A 17,498-nucleotide genomic window follows, 5' to 3' on the forward strand; every position below is an offset into this window, starting at 1 on the left:
GGGCGTTTGCCCAGCTCACGCCGGGTAGGGCGCAGCCTCGCGGGCCGAGCGCAGTGCCCCGGCCCACCAGGCCAGCTGCTCCAGCAGTGTCTTGGCGTACCCGGCGGCGTCGGGGTCGAGGGGACGACCGTCCTGCCAGGCGGTGAAGTAGTTCGGGAAGGCGAGACCGTCGCGGATCGTCACCGCGTGCAGCTCGGTCAGTACGTTCTCCAGGTGCAGCACGGCATGCCGGCCGCCTGCCGCGCCCCCGTAGCTCACGAAGGCGACGGGCTTGGCCGTCCACTGGGTGAAGTGCCAGTCGATGGCCGCCTTCAGCGAGGCGGGATAGCTGTGGTTGTACTCCGGTGTGACCACGACGAACGCGTCGGCGCCCTCCAGAGCCGACGTCAGTGCCGCCATCCCGGCCGGACGGGGGTAGGCGTCACCGGCGAACTTGGGCGACTCCGCGGGCAGCGCCAACGGGATGTCGATCTCGGCCAGATCGACGACCTCCACGTCGAAACCACCGTGAGCGCCCGCCTGTTCGGCCACCCACGAGGCCACCGCCGGGCCGAAACGTCCGTCCCGGACGCTTCCGACGATGATCACCAGCTTGTGCTTGTTCTGCTCGTTGTTGTCCATGCCCAACACGGTCACGCCGCGCCGCGACGGCAGCCAGACCGTGCTCAGGCTGGCCCCCACAGGGCCAGGCTGAGCCCTCCGCGATCAGTGGACAGCGGCCTATGCTCGCCCCATGGGCACGCCGTTGGGGGACTTCATCAGGGCCAAGCGCGACAGCATCCAGCCCGAGTCGCTGGGACTGCCGAACCACGGCCGCCGCCGCTCACCGGGCCTGCGGCGGCTGGATCTTGCCGCGCGGGCCGGCATCAGCGTCGAGTACCTCACCCGCATGGAGCAGGGCCGTGACCGCAACCCCTCGGTGGCGGTGGTGAACGCGCTCGCCGACGCGCTCAGCCTCGACCCGGCCGAGCGCAACCACCTGCGCTACCTCGCGAAGATCAGCGGTGGCGAGTGTGTCGCTCATACCCAGCCCGCGCCGCCGCGCCGCGAGGTCCGTCCCACGGTCCTGGACACGCTCCGCCTTCTCGAGCCGGGCATCGCCATGGTCACCAACCGGCTGGGCGACGTCCTCGCCCACACCACCGGCTACGAGTCGGTGATGAGCGGCACCGGAGTGCTCGACGCGGACACCCCGAACCTCACCCGCTACGTCTTCACCGACGCCCGCGCCCGGACGTTCTTCGCCGACTGGGACGACGTCGCCGACCAGCAGGCCTTCGACCTGTGGCTCGCACCGTCCGTCGAGAGTTCCGAGTGGTTCAGCACCGAACTAGCCCCCGTCGCCGGCCCCGACTTCACACGCCGCCTGCACCGTCATCTGGTTCCGCAGCGCGGGGACCTCCGCTTCAACCACCCGGCCGGATGCGAACTTCGGCTGGTCCGCGAGGTGCTCGAACTCCCCTCGGACGCCCAGCAGTTGGTCGTCCTCCTGCCCGCGGACGAACAGACGGCCCAGGCCGTCGAACAACTCCGCCGCCCGACGCGCGGCCGGCTCCGGGCCATCTCGTAGAGCCGCGTATCGCCCTTGATCGGTTGGTCTGTTTCGCGCGCGGAATCGGCTTCGAGCTGGTGTGCTGGACTCTGGGGCATTCACCCCTTTCCCACCGTCCCGGAGGGACAGATGACCAGTACCTATCGAGTCGCGCAGGCCATCGAGGCCGGCGGCCCGTTCCAGATCGTCGAGCGCGAGGTGCCGCAGCCGGGCCCCGGCCATGTACGGGTGGCGGTGGACGCCTGCGGGGTCTGCCACAGCGACACCCTCTTCGTGAACGGCGGAGTGCCGGGTATCAGTTTCCCGGTGGTCCCCGGACACGAGATCGCCGGACGGATCGACGTGCTCGGCGAGGGCACCGCGGAACGGGGCTGGCAGGTGGGCGACCGGGTGACGGTCGGCTGGTTCGGCGGCAGCTGCGGCCACTGCACGCCCTGCCGACAGGGCGACTTCATCGTCTGTGTGAACCTCAAGGTGCCCGGCTGGGCGTACGACGGCGGCTTCGCCGAGCTGCTGGTCGCGCCGGCCGACGCCCTGGCCCGGATCCCCGACGCCCTGTCCGCGAATGACGCCGGGCCCATGGCCTGCGCGGGCGTGACCACCTACAACGGGCTGCGGCGCAGCTCCGCCCGGCCCGGCGACCTGGTCGCGGTCCTCGGACTGGGCGGCCTGGGTCACCTGGGCGTGCAGTATGCGGTGGCGATGGGCTTCGAGACCGTGGCGATCGCCCGCGGGGCCGAGAAGGCCGACTTCGCCAAACAGCTCGGCGCCCACCACTACGTCGACAGCACGACCGCCACGCCCGTCGCGGAGGCGCTGCAGTCCCTCGGCGGCGCCAGGGTCGTGCTGGCCACGGCGGGCAATTCCCACGCCATCACGGCCACCGTGGACGGGCTGGCACCCCGCGGCGAATTGGTCGCCATCGGGGCGGACCCCGAACCCCTGGGCATCAGCCCGGTCCAGCTGCTCATGAGCGGCAGGATCGTCCGCGGCCATCCCTCCGGCACCGCACAGGACGTGCAGGACACCATGGCCTTCAGCGCCCTGCACGGCATCCGCCCGATGACCGAGACCCTGCCCCTGGACCAGGCCGGCGAGGCCTACCAGAAGATGCTCTCCGGCACGGCCCGCTTCCGCATGGTGATCACTACCGGGAGGTGATACGGGCCAGGCGCCGGTACGAGTCGAACAGCGCCGCACGGTCGTACGTACTGGTGGTGACCAGCACCTCCTGCGCGCCCGTCTCCTTCAGCACCGTCTCCAGCTCGTCCACGACCTGCTCCTCGGTGCCCGCGATGTGGCCGGCGAGCCCGGACTCGTAGAACCCGCGCTCCTTCCCGCTCATCGCGAGCCCCTCGACGCGCTCGGCGGGCGGCAGCGGCGGGAAGGTGCCGTGCGTGCGGGAGTACGCCATCGACCACGCTTCCGGGACCAGCAGCCGCCGCGCCTCCTCGGGCGTGGCGGCCACGGCGACCGTGCCGGAGACGACGACGTACGGTTCGCCCGCCCACGGGGAGGGCCGGAAGTGGGCGCGGTAGTGGTCGATGCCGCGCTGCATCTTCTCGCGGTTGCGGAGGTCGCCGATGACCATCGGCAGGCCCGCGCGGGCAGCGACCTCGGCGCCCTCGCCCATGGCCAGCACGAACGGCGGCACGGTCAGGCCCTCCGCGGGGCGCGCACGCACACCCGTCGGGGACGTCCCGCGGAACCAGCCCAGCAGCTCCTCCAACTGTGCCCCGAAGTCCTCGGCGTCGCCCTTGTCCCGCCCCAGCGCCTTGCGTACCCCTCCCGTGAAGCCGACCGACCGCCCCAGCCCCATGTCGATCCGCCCGGGAAAGAGGGACTCCAGAACCCCGAACTGCTCGGCCACGACCAGGGGTTGGTGGTTGGGCAGCATCACGCCGCCCGTGCCGACCCGGATCTGGCGCGTGGCACCCGCCACGGCGGCGGCCAGCACGGTGGGCGCTGAACCGGCCACGCCCGGCACCCCGTGATGCTCGGACACCCAGAAGCGGTGATAGCCGAGCCCCTCCAGCTCCTGGGCCAGCCGCACGGTGTCACGCAGCGCCTCCGCGTCCGTGTGGCCCTCGCGGGTGCGGGAGCGGTCGAGGACGGAGAAGCGGGTGGCGGCGATCAGGGAACTCACATGGGATTCAACGCGTGACGGGCCACGGCATTCCCGCAGCCCGGGTGGCTGCCGGTCACATGACGTCCTGGTGATCCTCCGGTGCCTTCTCCAGCTGCTTCACCTCGTCCGGGGCGGGCTCGGCCGCCAGGAGCTTCTCGGCGCGCTGGTCGATGGAGCGGGTCAGCGCCAGCTGGGCCACCCCGAACACGACGGCGTACGCCATGACGCCACGCCACGAGTCGGGTGCCTGGATCACGGGCAGGGCGGCGGTGTCCACCAGCACCAGCCCGGTCACCGCGGTCAGGGCGCCGGTGGGCAGTTTGATGAGCTCCTGGAACAGCGGCAGCCCGTACGGGTTCCAGCTGCCGCCCATCTGCTGGAGCCGCGCCGCCACGTGCAGGGCGGCGCCGAGCACGCCGAGCAGCATGACCGCACCGACCTCGCGCACGCCGGGCGCATGGGAGCCTGGGCAGTTGCGGCCCGCTTCGCAGACGGGGACGGCGCCGTCGACCCACAGGGGCGCGCACAGCACGGCGGCAAGAAGGAGGCAGAGGACCAGGCCGGCCCGGATGAGCCGGTTGCGGAAGTTGCGGCTGCGCACCGCGCGCTCCTCCTGGAGGGCGTAGGCGGCCTGCAGCAGCGCGGCCAGGGCCCACGGCAGACACATGTCGTCCGCGTTCTGCTGGGACTTCAGCGTCTTGATGCGGGCGAGCCGCGGGTCGTTGCGGCGCAGCGGACGCGCGGTGACCAGGATCGTGTCCAGGCGCTGCCAGGCCCGGCGCGGCCGCGACATGGCGAGGATGGCGACGTCGGCGGCGTGCAGGCAGGCCAGCGTGCCCTCGTAGGCATACCCGGACCACCAGCTGCGCAGCCGCCACGGCCACGCCCGGCGCTCACCGGCCTCCTTGATCAAGCTCTGCGCAGAGTAGAGCAGGCACTGGGCTCCGGTCTGCAGCACCGCGAACCGCACCCCGTCGCGACTGGGCCGGTCCGGCGGGAGGTAGGTGGCGTCCAGTTCCACCTGTAGCACGCACAGGCGAGCCTGGGCGCGGTGCAGCCAGGTGTTGGGCCGCTTGGCCAGGGGATAGGGGTACTTCCGGGGCCGGACGGGGCGGACACGGAGCGCGGACAGCTTTCCCGCAACCGGCTTGCCGGTACGGCGAGTCGGCGCGCGCAGCGGTCTGCGCGGACGAGGGCTCATGATCCTCCGCCGCCGCTCAGACGGCCGCGGCGGCCGCGTCGGGCCGTGGGTGCCAGCGCTCCAGCCACCGGTCGAAGTCCCACGTGGACAGGAACTTTCCGGCCGCGTCCTGTCCCTGGGCCAGGAGGTAGTCCGCCTGCTCGCGGGTGAGACGGAAGTCCGTGGCGCGCACGCCTTCGGTGTCGATGAAGACGGTGCGTTCCTGCACGGAGGGCTCATCGATGTGGAGCCGGTCGTGTGCGTCGGTCATCGTCGAGACCAGCCGCTGGATCAGCGTGACCGGATTGCCGGCGGGCCGCCAGTCCTGTTCGGGTGTGGTCCGCATGGACAGCTTGAGCCCCCAGGTGGGCCAGCGGGGCGGGCGTCCGTCGTGGCGGTCGAAGAGGGCCACCGGGAAGTTGGACAGCATCCCGCCGTCGACCAGCACGAGGCGTTCGGAGCCCTGGCCGGGTCCGCACTTGAGGGGGAAGGGCCGGAAGAAGAACGGGATGGACGCGGACGCCCGCACCGCGTCCGCCACCTTCATGGAGTCCGGGTCCACGCCGCACAACTCCTCGCAGTCCCAGGGCAGATGCAGCTCGCGGCCCCGGCTGATGTCGCTGACGGTGACGACCAGGCGGTACGGCGGCGTCCCGGGATCGTCCCCCGGCTCCTCCTGCCGCAGGTCCTTGAAGGTCACGACGTTCTTGCGGGCCAGGCGCTCCTCGATCCAGGCGTGCAGTGCGTCGCCCTTGAAGACGCCGTTGTGCAGCAGGAAGGCCAGTGCCGCCCCGGGCTTGCCGAAGTGGCGTGCCCAGCCGTCCTCGAAGGACGCGAACTGCATGTCCCTGAGGGTCTCTTCGAGCTCGGGCACCGTGTAGCCGGCCGCCAGCAGTGCCCCGACGACGGCGCCCGCCGAGGTGCCCGCGACCCGCCGTACGGTGTGTCCCGCGCACAGCTTCTGCAGCGCGCCGACGAAGGCGATTCCCTTGACTCCTCCGCCTTCCAGTACCAGGTCCACCCGGGACTTCGTCTCCGGGCCGGCAGCCGCGTGTGCTTCCACCGTCCTCACCCCCGTTGCGGTGGCGGGCGCGCCCACGGTGGCGTGCCGCGCTGTCACACCGCTTGCACTCGAGCATCCTCAGATGTGCGGACCGTGTCCAGGATGTCGACAGGAGTCGGTACATGGCTGGATCGGTGCTCGTGCTCGCAGCTGTCGTCGATGCCGTACGTGTCCCAGGCGGGGAACGGGTCGACGTTCGGAAGGCGTTCGCCGGGCCCCATCAGGCAGTCCGCCAGGGCGGCTTGAATCCGGTCCGCGTTCAACTGGACGCCGATCAGGACCAGTTCCTGCGCATACGGCGCCTCGGGATCACGCGCGGCCGACGGCTCGAAGCGGGCCACGGAACCGGCCTGCGACCACAGCCCCGTCACTCCGGAGCGGCCCGCCAGGGTGAAGAAGCCCTTCGAGCGCAGCACCCGGCCGAATGCGCCGCCGTCCAGGTCCTCGGTGACGAAGGTCCACAACCGGCCCGGATGGAAGGGAAGTCCGGAGCGAAAGACGGTGGAGGAGATGCCGTACTCCTCCGTCTCGGGTACGTGGTCGCCGTTGAGTTCCCGTACCCAGCCCGGCGCCTGCTGGGCGCGTTCGAGGTCGAACAGGCGGGTGCCGAGGACCTGGCGGAGGTCCACGCGTCCGTGGGTGGCCGGGACGATGCGGGCGAGGGGGTTGAGGCGGGCGAGCGTCGCCCGCAGCCGGTCGGCGGCCCGGGAATCCACCAGATCCAGCTTGTTGAGGACGATGACGTCCGCGAACTCGACCTGGTCGACGAGGAGATCGCTGACGGTGCGCTCGTCGTCCTCGTACGGGGCGAGTCCGCGCTCGGCGAGTTCGTCACCGCCCTCCAGCTCCGGCAGGAAGTTCGCCGCGTCCACGACCGTGACCATGGTGTCCAGCTCGGCGACTTCGCCCAGGGTGGCGCCGTCGTCGCGGGCGAAGGCGAAGGTGGCCGCGACCGGCATCGGTTCGGAGATGCCGGACGACTCGATCAGGAGGTGGTCGAAGCGGCCCTCGCGGGCCAGCCGGTCGACCTCCTCCAGCAGGTCGTCGCGCAGGGTGCAGCAGATGCAGCCGTTCGTCATCTCGACGAGGCGTTCCTCGGTCCGCGAGAGCGCGGCCTCGCCGCCGCGCACCAGCGCGGCGTCGATGTTGACCTCGCTCATGTCGTTGACGATGACGGCCACCCGCAGGCCCTCGCGGTTGGCGAGGACATGGTTGAGCAGCGTGGTCTTGCCCGCCCCCAGGAAGCCGGACAGGACGGTGACGGGCAGGCGGGTGTGCGGCATGTCGTACGGCATTACGGGCTCAGCCTTCGGGGCGCAGCAGCCCGCGCTCGTACGCCCTGACCAGGTGCTGTGGCACGAGGTGGCGCACGCCGTCGAGGGTGAGCGGCACGAGCTGCGGGGTGGCCGCCTTCCACTGGGCGCGGCGGTGGCGGGTGTTGCTGCGGGACATCTTCCGCTTGGGGACAGCCATGGGAAACCTCCTCGGTGGGCAAGCACCGAGGACGCTACATGAAAATGGATCCCATTAACAATTGGGTGGTCGACGGTTCATCGGCGGCTGCGCACGCGTGCGTCCCGCGGCGGCTGGATGAACTGCAGCTCCAGCGTCACGGGCGGCTCGGCGATGCCCGGCCCGCCCGCCGCCGCCCAACCGGCGACCTCCTCGGTGCAGTCGTCGTCCATGGCGAAGCCGACCCAGGTGGCCCGCCCGCCGGCCCGGCGCCCCGCCGCCGAGGGCTGGACGACGATGACGTTCGCCTGGTCGCAGGGGCCCAGGCAGTCGGTCGTACGGACCTGGAAGCCGTGCTCGGCCGCCGCGGCGCGCAGCCGCTCCAGCTGCCAGGCATGGTCGGTGCCGGGGTGCTTGCGCGGGTCGCCGCAGCAGCAGCCCCGGCAGACGACGAGGGTGCAGGGGCGCTGCTGGGCCGCGCCGATCAATGTGCGGCGGGGGGAGGGAAGGGCGGATGGCATGGGAGAAGCATGATCCATACCCCCTGCGTCCCGCCGCACCGGGGCGGGTGGATCAGAACAGCGCGCCGATGTTCGCCCCGCCCCGCGGTACCAGGAACTGCGGTGCCGACGGCAGCGAACCGTCGGCCGCGCGCGGGCCCGTGAGAGGGGCCGGGTCCGTGCTGAGGACCGAGGAGGCGTTCCAAGTGCCGCCCAGGTCCCAGGAGTTGCCCTTGGCGACGGTCGCCGAGCCGAGGGCGGCGGCGCGTCCGTCGGCGACCGAGAGATTCGCGGTGAGGGTGGCGGTCCCGCCCGACGTGTCGACGTCGAAGCCGGTTCCGGCGTTGGCGTAGGCGGAGTCACGGGTCAGGGCGATGGGACCGGTGTTGCCGTTGTCGGTGAAGCCGTCCGCCGCGTTCTTGAAGGCGACGCTGTTACGGACCGTGTGTCCGACCGCCGGGGCGGGGGTGCCGCCGCCGAGTTTGAAGCCGTTGCCGTCGCCCGCGAAGGCGGGGAAGTTCCAGCGGTTGAAGCCGTTGCCGTACGCGACCGAGTTCTCGATCAGGATCGGCGAGGCGAACTTCCAGGCGTCGAAGCCGTCGTCGACGTTGTTCCACAGGCGCGCGCCGCGCACGACGTTGCCGGTGCCGCTGGCCAGGTTCAGGAGCTGGTTGTTGCCGGAGGCGCCCTGGAGCTGGAAGCCGGACTCGTAGTTGTCGTGCGTGGACAGGTGGGAGAAGACGTTGCCGTTGCATCCGTCGCAGTAAATGCCGTACGGCCCGTTGACGATCTCCAGGCCCGAGATGTGCCAGTACGAGGCCTCCTGGTGGATCGCCCCGCGCTCGGCCCGCGGGATGCTGCCGCCGACCGGGGTGTGGCCGGCAGGCAGTTGCTCGCCGTCGACCACGACGTGCTCGCCCTGGTAGGCGCTGAGTGTGATGGGCTGGGACGCCGTGCCCGAGGTGGCGATGGTGATGTTGTCGGTGAGGACGTAGGTGCCGCCGCGGACGGTGATGACGTCGCCGGGTGCGGCCAGGTTCACCGCCTTCTGGATGGTCTTCAGGGGCCGCGCGAGCGTACCGGGCGCGGAGTCGTCCCCGTTCGGGGGCCACGACCAGGGTCTTCGGGGCGGCCGACGCCTCACCTGCCGTCCCTAATCCCGTGATCAGTGCCGCGCTCACGACCGCTGCCGTCCAGATCGCCGCATTCCTGCGCATGGGGTCTCCCGCCTCCGCCTGCCTGTGGTGTCGCTCAGCAGTGGGCGCCGGTGGCGGGAAGGTTGCCCGCCACCGGATACGGGCCTGCGTGGGTTCACTGTCGGCGGGATGCGGAGCCGGAGTGCTCGGACTAGCCGCGCAGATCGTCGTGGTCCCGGTTGTTGCAGGCGTCGTCCAGCGCCTGATCGGTTCCCGTGGCGAAGACGGGGACGAGCGCGAGGGCTTCCTTGCAGAGGCCGGTGGCAAGAGGGCTTCGGTGGCTGACGGTGTTGATGTGGCCGCCGGGGGTGTTGCCGTTGTCCGCGTGGGCCGGGGTGGCGAGCGCGAGTCCGGTCATGGTGAGCGCGGCGAGCACGCTGATCTTCTTCATAGCCGGGTCAACGACCTCGGATCGGCCCAGGTCACGCCGCTGTTCGAGGCCAATGCGCCGACCGCCGGGACGGCGACGTCACCGTAGTCGGTCGACCAGAGCGAATGCGTCCTCGGTCTTGGGATGGGTCCTGCCCAGCCGGGTCTGCAGGATCTGCGCGCCGCGGCGCGCGAAATCCACGGCGGTCGGGTTGTTCATCGCGTGCAGGACCTGGGCCTGGAAGATGAGGACGTAGCCGATGTACAGGTGATTCGGCGCGTAGACGGCCTCGCGGATCTGCAGCGCCCGTGAGATCAGCGGCAGGGCCGCCTCGTGGTCGCCGAGGTCGACATGGACGTTCGCCAGTGCAATCAGGTCGAAGCTCACGTACGGGTCGTTCGGCCCGTGCGCCGCCTCGTCGATCTGCAGCGCTCGCTCGGCCAATGGCAGCGCCGCCCGGTGTTCACCGAGAAGGCACAAGGTCCGTGCCAGCGTGGCCAGGTCCGTCGCGATGGCGGGATCGTTCGCCGGCAGGCAGGACTCGTGCAGCCGCAGCGCGCGTTCCACCAGCGGGCGTGCCCTCTCCGGGGCGTGGAGTTCCCGGTGGATCTGGGCCAGGGTGATCAGATCGAAGCCGGTCTCCGCATCCCGGCCCTCGAGCGACTCGTCGATCGCGAGGGCACGTTCACACAGAGGCAGCGCCATCTGGTAGTCCCCGATCTGGATCAGGAATTCCGACGCCAGCCTCAACAGCACCGCCGTCTCCGCAGCGCACTCGGCCGGTGGGTCGTCCTTGGTCACCGCGAGGACGTGCGGGAGCAGCTCCTGCCACCGCGGCCGCGCGTCGGGCTCCCCGTGGATGTCGTGCGGCACGGCCGCGACCAGCGCCCGGCACAGCCGGCCCCGGGCGTCGGTGTGCGCCTCCTCCGGCATGTCGGCCCGGATGGCGGCCTGCACCAGCCGGTGCACCACCAGGGACACGTTCCCGCGCCGCGCGAGCCCCAGACCGGCCAGGGCACCGACCGTCCTGTCCCACACCAGCGGGTCGGCCGCGCCCACGTCCAGGATCTCGGCGCTGCGGGTGAACAGGTCCAGCGGGATCGGCTCCGGCGCCAGCAGGGCACACAGCCTCAGCAGCCGCACCGCCTGCGGCTGCTGCGCCTCCAGCCTTCGCACACTGAGGTCCCACAGGGTCGCGACCACCACCGTCCGCTGATCGGTCGGCGCACCCAGCGAGATCATCTCCTCCAGCCGGGACCTCAGCAGCCTCAGGTAATCGTCGGGCGCCGCCTGGTTGTAGTCCATGTACCCGGCCGCCTGCTCCAACGCCAGCGGCAGGTCCCCCAGTTCCTCGGCGATCCGGTCCGCCACCGCCGCGGAGATACCGGGGACCCGGCGAGTCAGCAGCCCGACCGACTCCTGCCTCGCGAAGACGTCCAGCTCGAGGACATCGGCACCGTTCGACCAGTTCCTCACCCTGGTGGTGACGATGACATGGCCGTTGCTCGCCAGGCCGCCCGCCGGCAGCGCGTGGGTGAGCGTGTTCTGTTGCTCCCCGTTGTCGAAGATGATCAGCCAGGGCCTGCGGTCCACCAACTTGGCGTACACCCGCGGGATGACCTGCTCGAAACCTGCTTCCGCCAGCCCCAGTTCGCCGGCCAGAGACACGAACTGCGGCGCCACGCGCTCGGGGTGCTCGGCATGTACGAACGCGACGAACCGGTACTTCTCGAGGTAGCGGTAGGCGTACTCGACCGCGAGCTGGGTCTTGCCGATGCCACCCATCCCGCGCACGACCAGCATCGCGACGTCATTCGCCGAGGTGAGACGCTGCCGCAGCTCCCGCAGCGTGGTGTCGCGGGCGGTGAAGTCGGTGTTGCGCGGCGGCAGTTGGTACGTCATGGGCGCGGGCCGGTTCTGCCCACGGTCGCGGCGCGGCGTCTGCCACAGCCCGACCAGCGACACGGGTATCAGAAGGAGGAGCACCACCCACGGGTGGACCCGCACGAGGTCCAGCGGTCCCGGCCAATGGCTCTGCCCGGACGCCGCGTTGAAGGCGAGACTGCCGACGAACAGCACGAGCAGACCGGACACCACGCCGGCCAGCGTTCGCCACATGGCTCCCTCTTCGGTATGACGGCTACCGCGACGATCAACGGCCTGCGTGATGTTATCCCAGGAGCCGCTGAAGAAACCGATCAAAGAGCCCGCCAAAGAAACAGCAGGAGTTGCCCCGTGAGTGACTGGCCGCTGACCAAGACCTACCGCAGCACTTCCGGCGACGTCCGCTGGGACCACCTCGGAGAGGCCGGACAGGACCCGGTCGTCCTCTGTCACGGCACACCCTTCTCGTCGTACGTCTGGCGATCCGTGGCCCGTTCGCTCGCGCGCCGGCACCAGGTGTTCGTGTGGGACATGCCCGGCTACGGCGCATCGCAGATGTACGCCGGGCAGGATGTCTCCCTGGCCGCCCAGGGCAGGGTCTTCACCGAACTCCTGGCGCACTGGGGGCTTGCCGAACCGCTGGTGGTGGCCCACGACTTCGGCGGTGCCGTCTCCTTGCGGGCGCATCTGCTGCACGGAGCCCGCTACCGGGCGCTCGCCGTGGTCGACCCGGTTGCGCTGGCGCCCTGGGGATCACCGTTCTTCCGGCTGGTCGGCGGGCACTCCGAGGTCTTCGAGCAGCTGCCGCCCGCGCTGCATCGCGCCCTGGTGCGCGAGTACATCGGCTCGGCCAGCAGCCCCGGTCTGCACCCCGCCGTGCTGGACCGGCTCGCTCAGCCCTGGCTCGGGGACGTGGGCCAGGCGGCCTTCTACCGGCAGATCGCCCAGGCCGACCAGCGCTACACCGACGAGATACAGGACCGCTACGGCGAGATCGGCATCCCGACCTTGGTGTGCTGGGGCCAGGAGGACAGTTGGATCCCTCCGGCGAAGGGCCACGAACTCGCCGCCCGCATCCCGGGCGCGCGCCTCGAACCCATCGCGGGCGCAGGGCATCTGGTCCAGGAGGACGCCTCCGCCGAACTCACCGCGGTCCTCATCGACTTCCTGCCGAGCACCCCCTGACACCCCTGTCTAGGGTGGGCGTGTGACCGACAGCAGCAAACGCCCGATCGCCGTGTTCGACCTGGACAACACCCTCGCCGACACGGCCCACCGCCAGCGGTTCCTGGAACGCAAGCCGCGCGACTGGGACGCCTTCTTCGCCGCCGCTCCGAACGACCCGCCGATCCCGGAGGGCATCGCGCTGGTGCTGGAGAGCGCGAAGGAGTGCGAGATCGTCTATCTCACCGGTCGGCCCGAGCGCTGCCGGCGCGACACGCTGGCCTGGCTTGCCGCGCAGGGCCTGCCCGACGGGCGGGTCCACATGCGCCGCAACGACGACCGCAGGCCTGCCCGCCGCACCAAGCTGGAGATCCTGCGCAGCCTGGCCCGCACCCGCGACGTCCGCTTGCTCGTGGACGATGACGAACTGGTGTGCGAGGACGCCGAACGGGCCGGCTTCCGGGTCGTACGGGCCCACTGGACGGCCCCGTCCGCCGCCCTGGAGACGGCACAGGAGGTGGAGGGCAGGACCTGAGGGATCCGGGCGAACCGGCCCGTCCGGCGCCCGCCCGAGGCGTTCCCCGTCAGGCCGACTCGTCCAGGCGGAAGCCCACCTTCAGGCCGACCTGCCAGTGGGCGATCTGGCCCTCCTCGATCTGGCCCCTGACCTGGGTGACCTCGAACCAGTCGAGGTTGTGGAGGGTCTGCGAGGCGCGGGTGATGCCGTTGCGGATGGCCTGGTCGACTCCGTCGGGTGAGGTGCCGACGATCTCAGTGACCCGGTAGGTGTGGTTCGTCATGCGGGTGCTCCTCTCCGCCGTGACACCTGCGTCACGCGTCACTCCACCGTGCCCCAAGGCGGGGCGGAGCGCGACACGTCCGCGCCGCCTTCCTGCCTGGGCGCGCGCCGCGCATGCCGTCGCGAGCGGGCGCCCTTCGCCCGCGGTTTGCGGAACTCCTCGTCGTGGCTGGGCGGTGGCGGTGGCGGTGGTGTGTCGGCCCGCCGGTCGGTCCAGGCCTCGTATCCGTGGAATCCGTCGGACCCGACCGGCGCATCCTGGGTCGCGAAGGATGCCGCGGAGACGCTGCGCCGGGAGGAGGCCTCCTTCACGGCGGCCAGTGCCAGGGTTTCGGCGTCGGGTTCCTCCGCCGATGTTCGGTAGGTGATGGTGTCCGGCAGCATGACGAGTGACGTCGTGCCGGACTGCTCACCGCCGGGGCGCAGCTGGACGCGGATGCCGTGCCGGCCCGCCAGTCTGCCGACCACGAACAGTCCCATGTGCTGGGAGATGTCGGCGTCCACGGTCGGCGGATTGGCCAGCTTGCGGTTGATCACCGCGAAGTCCTCCGCCGGCAGGCCGATGCCCCTGTCGTGGATCTCGAGCATGATGCGGCCGTCCGGCAGGTGGGCGGCGGTCACGCGGACCTCCGAGTGCGGGGAGGAGAACGAGGTGGCGTTCTCCAGCAGCTCGGCGAGCAGATGGACGAGGTCGGTCACGGCCCGGCCGTGGATCTCGGCCTCCGGTACGCCGGAGAAGGTGATGCGCTCGTACTGCTCCACCTCGGAGGAGGCGGCACGGATGACGTCGATCAGCGGCAGGGGCCGGTCCCACTGGTGGGCGGGTTTCTCGCCGCCGAGCACGAGGAGGTTCTCGCCGTTGCGGCGGACCCGGGTGGCGAGGTGGTCCAGCCGGAACAGGTTCTCCAGCTGGTCGGGGTCGGTCTCGTGGTCCTCCAGGTCGGTGATCAGGGCCAGTTGACGTTCGATCAGGGACTGGTTGCGCCGCGAAAGGTTGGTGAAGATCGTGTTGATGTTGCCGCGCAGCAGCGCCTGTTCGGCGGCGAGCCGCACGGCCTCCCGGTGGACGTGGTCGAAGGCGCGGGCGACCTCGCCGATCTCGTCCGTACTGGTGATCGGGATGGGGGCGACCCTGGAGTCGACCTGGCCGGGGACGGCCCGCGACAGCCGGGTGATCAGGGCGGGCAGCCGCTGTCCGGCGATCTCGATGGCGGAGGCAGTCAGCCGGCGCATCCGGCGGCTCATAGTGCGCGCCACCCAGGCGGCGAGGAGGAAGGCGACGAGCACGGACGCGAGGACGAGCACCGCGTTGATGACGGCGTCACGGCGGGCGTCGTCGGCGATGTCGCGGGTGCCCGCGAGGGCCGTGTCGGTGAGGTGGACCTCGATGCTGCGGTAGGCGTCGAAGCCGAGCGTGGACGCGGCGAAGAACGACTCGGGCGTGATGCCCTCGGCGGCGAGCTGCGCGGTCGTCCGGCCGGCGGCGATCTCGCTGGTCATCTTGTCCAGGTCGGGCGGGGCGACGTAACTCCGGCCTGTCGCCTTGGCCTTGGCCGTCGCGTCGGCACGCTGCTGTTCACCCCGCGTGCCCGCGGCCGCCAGTGCCTTCCGCAGCCGTGCCATGTCGTCGGCGGTGCCGGCACCCGCGTACTCCTGGAGCGCGACCTTCTCGAGGTAGGCGTACGAGCGGAAAGAGGCGAGCTGGGTGTCCAGTTCGCCCGGGGCGAGGGTGCCGCGGTCCTCGGCCAGCAGATGGGTGCCGATGGAGCGGATCAGGGACTCGGCCGCCTGGGTCAGCGAGATGGCGTAGAGGGTGCGGCCGAAGCTCGCCTGGTTGTTGCTGCCGAAGCCCAGCTCGTTCGAGATCTCCATCAGGGGGTGCTGGACGAGGTGGTAGCTCTCCTCCGTCTGCACACCGGACAGGCGGGAGGTGAACGCGTTCGCGCGCACCGTCGGCAGCTGCTTCTCGCCGGCGCGGACCAGCCCGACGCGCCGCAGGAGGCCGGAGTTCTGCGGCATGCGGTCGACGGCTCGGTCGAATGCCTTGGCATCCTCGTCGGTGGTCCTGCGGGCCTGCACGACCGCCGCGGCGGTCCGCTCGCCCTTCAGCAGGGGGATGACCGCCACGTCGCGTTCGTTGATCGCGTCACTGGCGTACTTGTTCGCCGCCTGCACCAACTCGGCCACCCGGACCGCATCGTCGGCCGCCTGCCAGGTGTCCACGGAGTTCTTGACCCGCACGCCTCCGAGGACGAGGGCGACGATGACCGGGATGAGCAGCACGGCCCTCAGACGCCTGGCCACAGGCCAGTTGCCGGTCAGGGACCGCCGTGGTGTGTCTTCGGATGTCTGGGAGACCGTGTTCGGCAAGATCGTCCTATCGCTGCTGGATCGCCTCGCGTTCGACGCAGGCCCTGCATTCTCTTTACGTCCTGCCTACCGGTCGGCGTTCACCCGGCGGAGCCCTGATGGCCTCTTTCTGTGATGAGTTGAGGCTTGTGCGCCGTCGGCGGCCGGCCGAGGAGCTTTTTGAACGCGGCCGTGTAGGCGGCGGGGTTGTCGTAGCCGAGCAGGGCCGCGATGCGGGTGACGGGCATGCCGGCGGTGAGGTGCTGCAGTGAGTGCAGGATGCAGGCGCGCCCGCGCCACTGCGAGAAGGTCAGGCCGGTGCCGCTGCGGAAGAGGCGGGCGAGGGTGCGTTCGCTGATGTTGAGGGCCGCGCACCACCGCGCGGGCGGGTCATGGATGTCCGGCTTCTGCAGGAACGCCTCGCACAGGCCGCGCAGCCGCGGCTCGGACGGCATCGGCACATCGAGGGGCAGCGGGGTGAGGTTCCTGAGTTCGTGGAGGACGAGGGCGGCCAGTGCCGCGTCGCGGCTGTGCGCGGGGTAGCACGGCTCCATGTCCACGGCGGCCAGGATCAGTGCCCGCAGCAGGGCGGAGACGTCGACGGCCTGGCAGCGGGCGGGAAACCACGGCACGGCAGCGGGTTCGATGTAGAGACTGCGGGTGCTGACGCCCGTCATCGTGACCTGATGCCTGGTCAGGGGCGGAATCAGCACCGCGCGGGCAGTGGGAATCGTCCAGTTGCCGTCGTCCGTCTCGACCTGCATGACGCCGGTGGCCGCATACAGCACCTGGGCGCGGCGGTGCTCGTGCCAGTCGAGCAGGTGGTCGTGGGGGTAGTCGGTGCCGATGGCCAGTACGGCACGGTCGAGGTCGTCCACCTCCGCGACCGGGATGTTGCGCATGCCGCGAGATTACGCGGCACGAGGTCCCCGTGTCTGCTGCGCGTAGGAAGTCGGCAATTCATCGATTGCCCGCCATGCCGCCCGATCCCTACCGTCTGACCAGTGCTGATCTCCTTTTCCACCCTCCTGTTCTTCGGCTGCCTGACCGGCCTCACGACGGTCCTCTTCGGTTTCGGCGGCGGCTTCATCACCGTTCCCGTCGTCTACGGCGTTCTGAGCGTCACGGCGTGTTCTGCGGCCGACGCCATGCATGTCGCGGTGGCGACCTCGGCGGCGGTCATGGTCGTCAATGCCGTGGCGGCGGCGCTGGCCCAGTGGCGTCAGGGCCGACTGCACCGCGCGTACGTGTGGCCGCTGGCCGCGTTCATCGCCGTCGGCGCGGCCGCCGGATCCTTCGCGGCCACCCTGATCGGCGGTACGGCACTGCGCCTGCTGTTCGCCGCCTATCTGCTGGTGACGATCGCCGACAGTGTGCTGCGCAAGGGCTTCCTTGCGGTGGCGCACCGGACGGGTCCGAAGCCGCTGGGCCGGGCCACGACCACCCTCGGCGGAACCGGGATCGGACTCGTGGCCGCCGGCCTGGGCGTGGGCGGCAGCGTCATGACGGTCCCGCTCCTGCGCCGTCGAGGCCTTCCCATGGCCGAGGCGACCGCCATGGCCAACCCCCTCAGCGTCCCCGTCGCCGTGGTCGCGACCCTCGTCTACGCCCTCGCCCCGACCGCGCCGGCCTGCACCGGCCAACTCGGCTACGTCGACCTCACCGCGGGCGCCACCCTCCTCCTCGGCTCGCTGCCCACCATCGCCCTGGCGAGGCGGCTCACCGCCCGGGTCCCGGACCGCGTCCACTCCATCGCCTACGTCGTGCTGCTTCTGGTCGTACTCGTCGTGATGGTGGCCGTGGAAGGCCGCCACCCCGGAGGATCCTGACCGGGGTGGCGGCCGGTGTCCGTGCAGGTGCT

The 17,498-nt window shown here is 70.9% G+C and carries 18 protein-coding genes; 5 read left to right on the plus strand and 13 right to left on the minus strand.

Going from position 1 to position 17,498, the window contains the following annotated elements; translation table 11 throughout:
- Window positions 1-15: 15 nt before the first annotated feature.
- Window positions 16-621 (minus strand): NADPH-dependent FMN reductase, encoded by a 606-nt coding sequence (locus EDD92_RS42230; protein WP_123970797.1) that lies wholly within the window; start codon window positions 619-621, stop codon window positions 16-18.
- Between the two features lie 112 nt (window positions 622-733).
- On the opposite strand from EDD92_RS42230, the gene EDD92_RS42235 reads away from it, so the two are divergent.
- Together EDD92_RS42235 and EDD92_RS42240 are read left to right on the plus strand one after the other, a co-directional pair.
- Window positions 734-1,570 (plus strand): helix-turn-helix domain-containing protein, encoded by an 837-nt coding sequence (locus EDD92_RS42235; RefSeq protein ID WP_123969166.1) that lies wholly within the window; start codon window positions 734-736, stop codon window positions 1,568-1,570.
- A 111-nt stretch (window positions 1,571-1,681) separates the two neighbouring features.
- Window positions 1,682-2,713, plus strand: coding sequence for an alcohol dehydrogenase (locus EDD92_RS42240; RefSeq protein WP_123969167.1), 1,032 nt, complete (start codon window positions 1,682-1,684; stop codon window positions 2,711-2,713).
- Here EDD92_RS42240 and EDD92_RS42245 read toward each other — a convergent pair.
- The 9 genes from EDD92_RS42245 to fxsT all read right to left on the minus strand — a co-directional run bounded on the left by EDD92_RS42245 (window position 2,700) and on the right by fxsT (window position 11,559).
- Window positions 2,700-3,698, minus strand: coding sequence for an LLM class flavin-dependent oxidoreductase (locus EDD92_RS42245; protein ID WP_123969168.1), 999 nt, complete (start codon window positions 3,696-3,698; stop codon window positions 2,700-2,702). The two genes, EDD92_RS42240 and EDD92_RS42245, sit on opposite strands and share 14 nt — an antisense overlap.
- A gap of 55 nt (window positions 3,699-3,753) precedes the next feature.
- Window positions 3,754-4,881 (minus strand): hypothetical protein, encoded by a 1,128-nt coding sequence (locus EDD92_RS42250; protein WP_123969169.1) that lies wholly within the window; start codon window positions 4,879-4,881, stop codon window positions 3,754-3,756.
- Between the two features lie 16 nt (window positions 4,882-4,897).
- On the minus strand, window positions 4,898-5,923 hold the full coding sequence (locus EDD92_RS42255; protein WP_185124308.1) for a patatin-like phospholipase family protein: 1,026 nt from the start codon (window positions 5,921-5,923) through the stop codon (window positions 4,898-4,900).
- 53 nt (window positions 5,924-5,976) lie between these two features.
- Window positions 5,977-7,206, minus strand: a complete 1,230-nt coding sequence (locus EDD92_RS42260; protein WP_260327154.1) for a GTP-binding protein — start codon at window positions 7,204-7,206, stop codon at window positions 5,977-5,979.
- Window positions 7,207-7,225: 19 nt separating this feature from the next.
- A complete protein-coding gene (gene rpmF, locus EDD92_RS42265) occupies window positions 7,226-7,396 on the minus strand; it encodes a 50S ribosomal protein L32 (RefSeq protein WP_030935026.1) in 171 nt (56 codons plus the stop codon).
- Between the two features lie 77 nt (window positions 7,397-7,473).
- On the minus strand, window positions 7,474-7,896 hold the full coding sequence (locus EDD92_RS42270) for a (2Fe-2S) ferredoxin domain-containing protein (protein ID WP_123969172.1): 423 nt from the start codon (window positions 7,894-7,896) through the stop codon (window positions 7,474-7,476).
- Window positions 7,897-7,948: 52 nt separating this feature from the next.
- The gene (locus EDD92_RS42275) at window positions 7,949-9,019 is read right to left on the minus strand and encodes a right-handed parallel beta-helix repeat-containing protein (protein WP_260327155.1); all 1,071 of its coding nucleotides are present in this window, start codon (window positions 9,017-9,019) and stop codon (window positions 7,949-7,951) included.
- Window positions 9,020-9,222: 203 nt separating this feature from the next.
- On the minus strand, window positions 9,223-9,462 hold the full coding sequence (locus tag EDD92_RS42280) for a hypothetical protein (RefSeq protein ID WP_123969173.1): 240 nt from the start codon (window positions 9,460-9,462) through the stop codon (window positions 9,223-9,225).
- A 78-nt stretch (window positions 9,463-9,540) separates the two neighbouring features.
- Entirely contained in the window at window positions 9,541-11,559 is a 2,019-nt protein-coding gene (fxsT, locus tag EDD92_RS42285) for an FxSxx-COOH system tetratricopeptide repeat protein (RefSeq protein ID WP_123969174.1), read from the minus strand.
- A 117-nt stretch (window positions 11,560-11,676) separates the two neighbouring features.
- On the opposite strand from fxsT, the gene EDD92_RS42290 reads away from it, so the two are divergent.
- Both EDD92_RS42290 and EDD92_RS42295 read left to right on the plus strand, forming a co-directional pair.
- Window positions 11,677-12,510 carry an alpha/beta fold hydrolase gene (locus EDD92_RS42290; RefSeq protein WP_123969175.1) on the plus strand — a complete coding sequence of 278 codons (834 nt, stop codon included), beginning with the start codon at window positions 11,677-11,679 and terminating at the stop codon, window positions 12,508-12,510.
- Window positions 12,511-12,532: 22 nt separating this feature from the next.
- Complete coding sequence (locus EDD92_RS42295) at window positions 12,533-13,024, plus strand: hypothetical protein (protein WP_123969176.1); 492 nt, start codon at window positions 12,533-12,535, stop codon at window positions 13,022-13,024.
- 49 nt (window positions 13,025-13,073) lie between these two features.
- Here the strand turns inward: EDD92_RS42295 and EDD92_RS42300 are convergent, their stop codons facing one another.
- The 3 genes from EDD92_RS42300 to EDD92_RS42310 all read right to left on the minus strand — a co-directional run bounded on the left by EDD92_RS42300 (window position 13,074) and on the right by EDD92_RS42310 (window position 16,539).
- Entirely contained in the window at window positions 13,074-13,289 is a 216-nt protein-coding gene (locus EDD92_RS42300) for a dodecin (protein ID WP_123969177.1), read from the minus strand.
- A gap of 38 nt (window positions 13,290-13,327) precedes the next feature.
- Window positions 13,328-15,592, minus strand: a complete 2,265-nt coding sequence (locus tag EDD92_RS42305) for a nitrate- and nitrite sensing domain-containing protein (protein WP_123969178.1) — start codon at window positions 15,590-15,592, stop codon at window positions 13,328-13,330.
- Between the two features lie 146 nt (window positions 15,593-15,738).
- A complete protein-coding gene (locus EDD92_RS42310) occupies window positions 15,739-16,539 on the minus strand; it encodes a helix-turn-helix domain-containing protein (RefSeq protein WP_123969179.1) in 801 nt (266 codons plus the stop codon).
- A 102-nt stretch (window positions 16,540-16,641) separates the two neighbouring features.
- Between EDD92_RS42310 and EDD92_RS42315 the strand changes: the two genes are divergently transcribed.
- The gene (locus tag EDD92_RS42315; RefSeq protein WP_123969180.1) at window positions 16,642-17,466 is read left to right on the plus strand and encodes a sulfite exporter TauE/SafE family protein; all 825 of its coding nucleotides are present in this window, start codon (window positions 16,642-16,644) and stop codon (window positions 17,464-17,466) included.
- The last annotated feature ends 32 nt before the right edge of the window (window positions 17,467-17,498 follow it).

It is taken from the genome of Streptomyces sp. TLI_185, assembly GCF_003814765.1.
Taxonomy (GTDB): Bacteria; Actinomycetota; Actinomycetes; order Streptomycetales; family Streptomycetaceae; genus Streptomyces.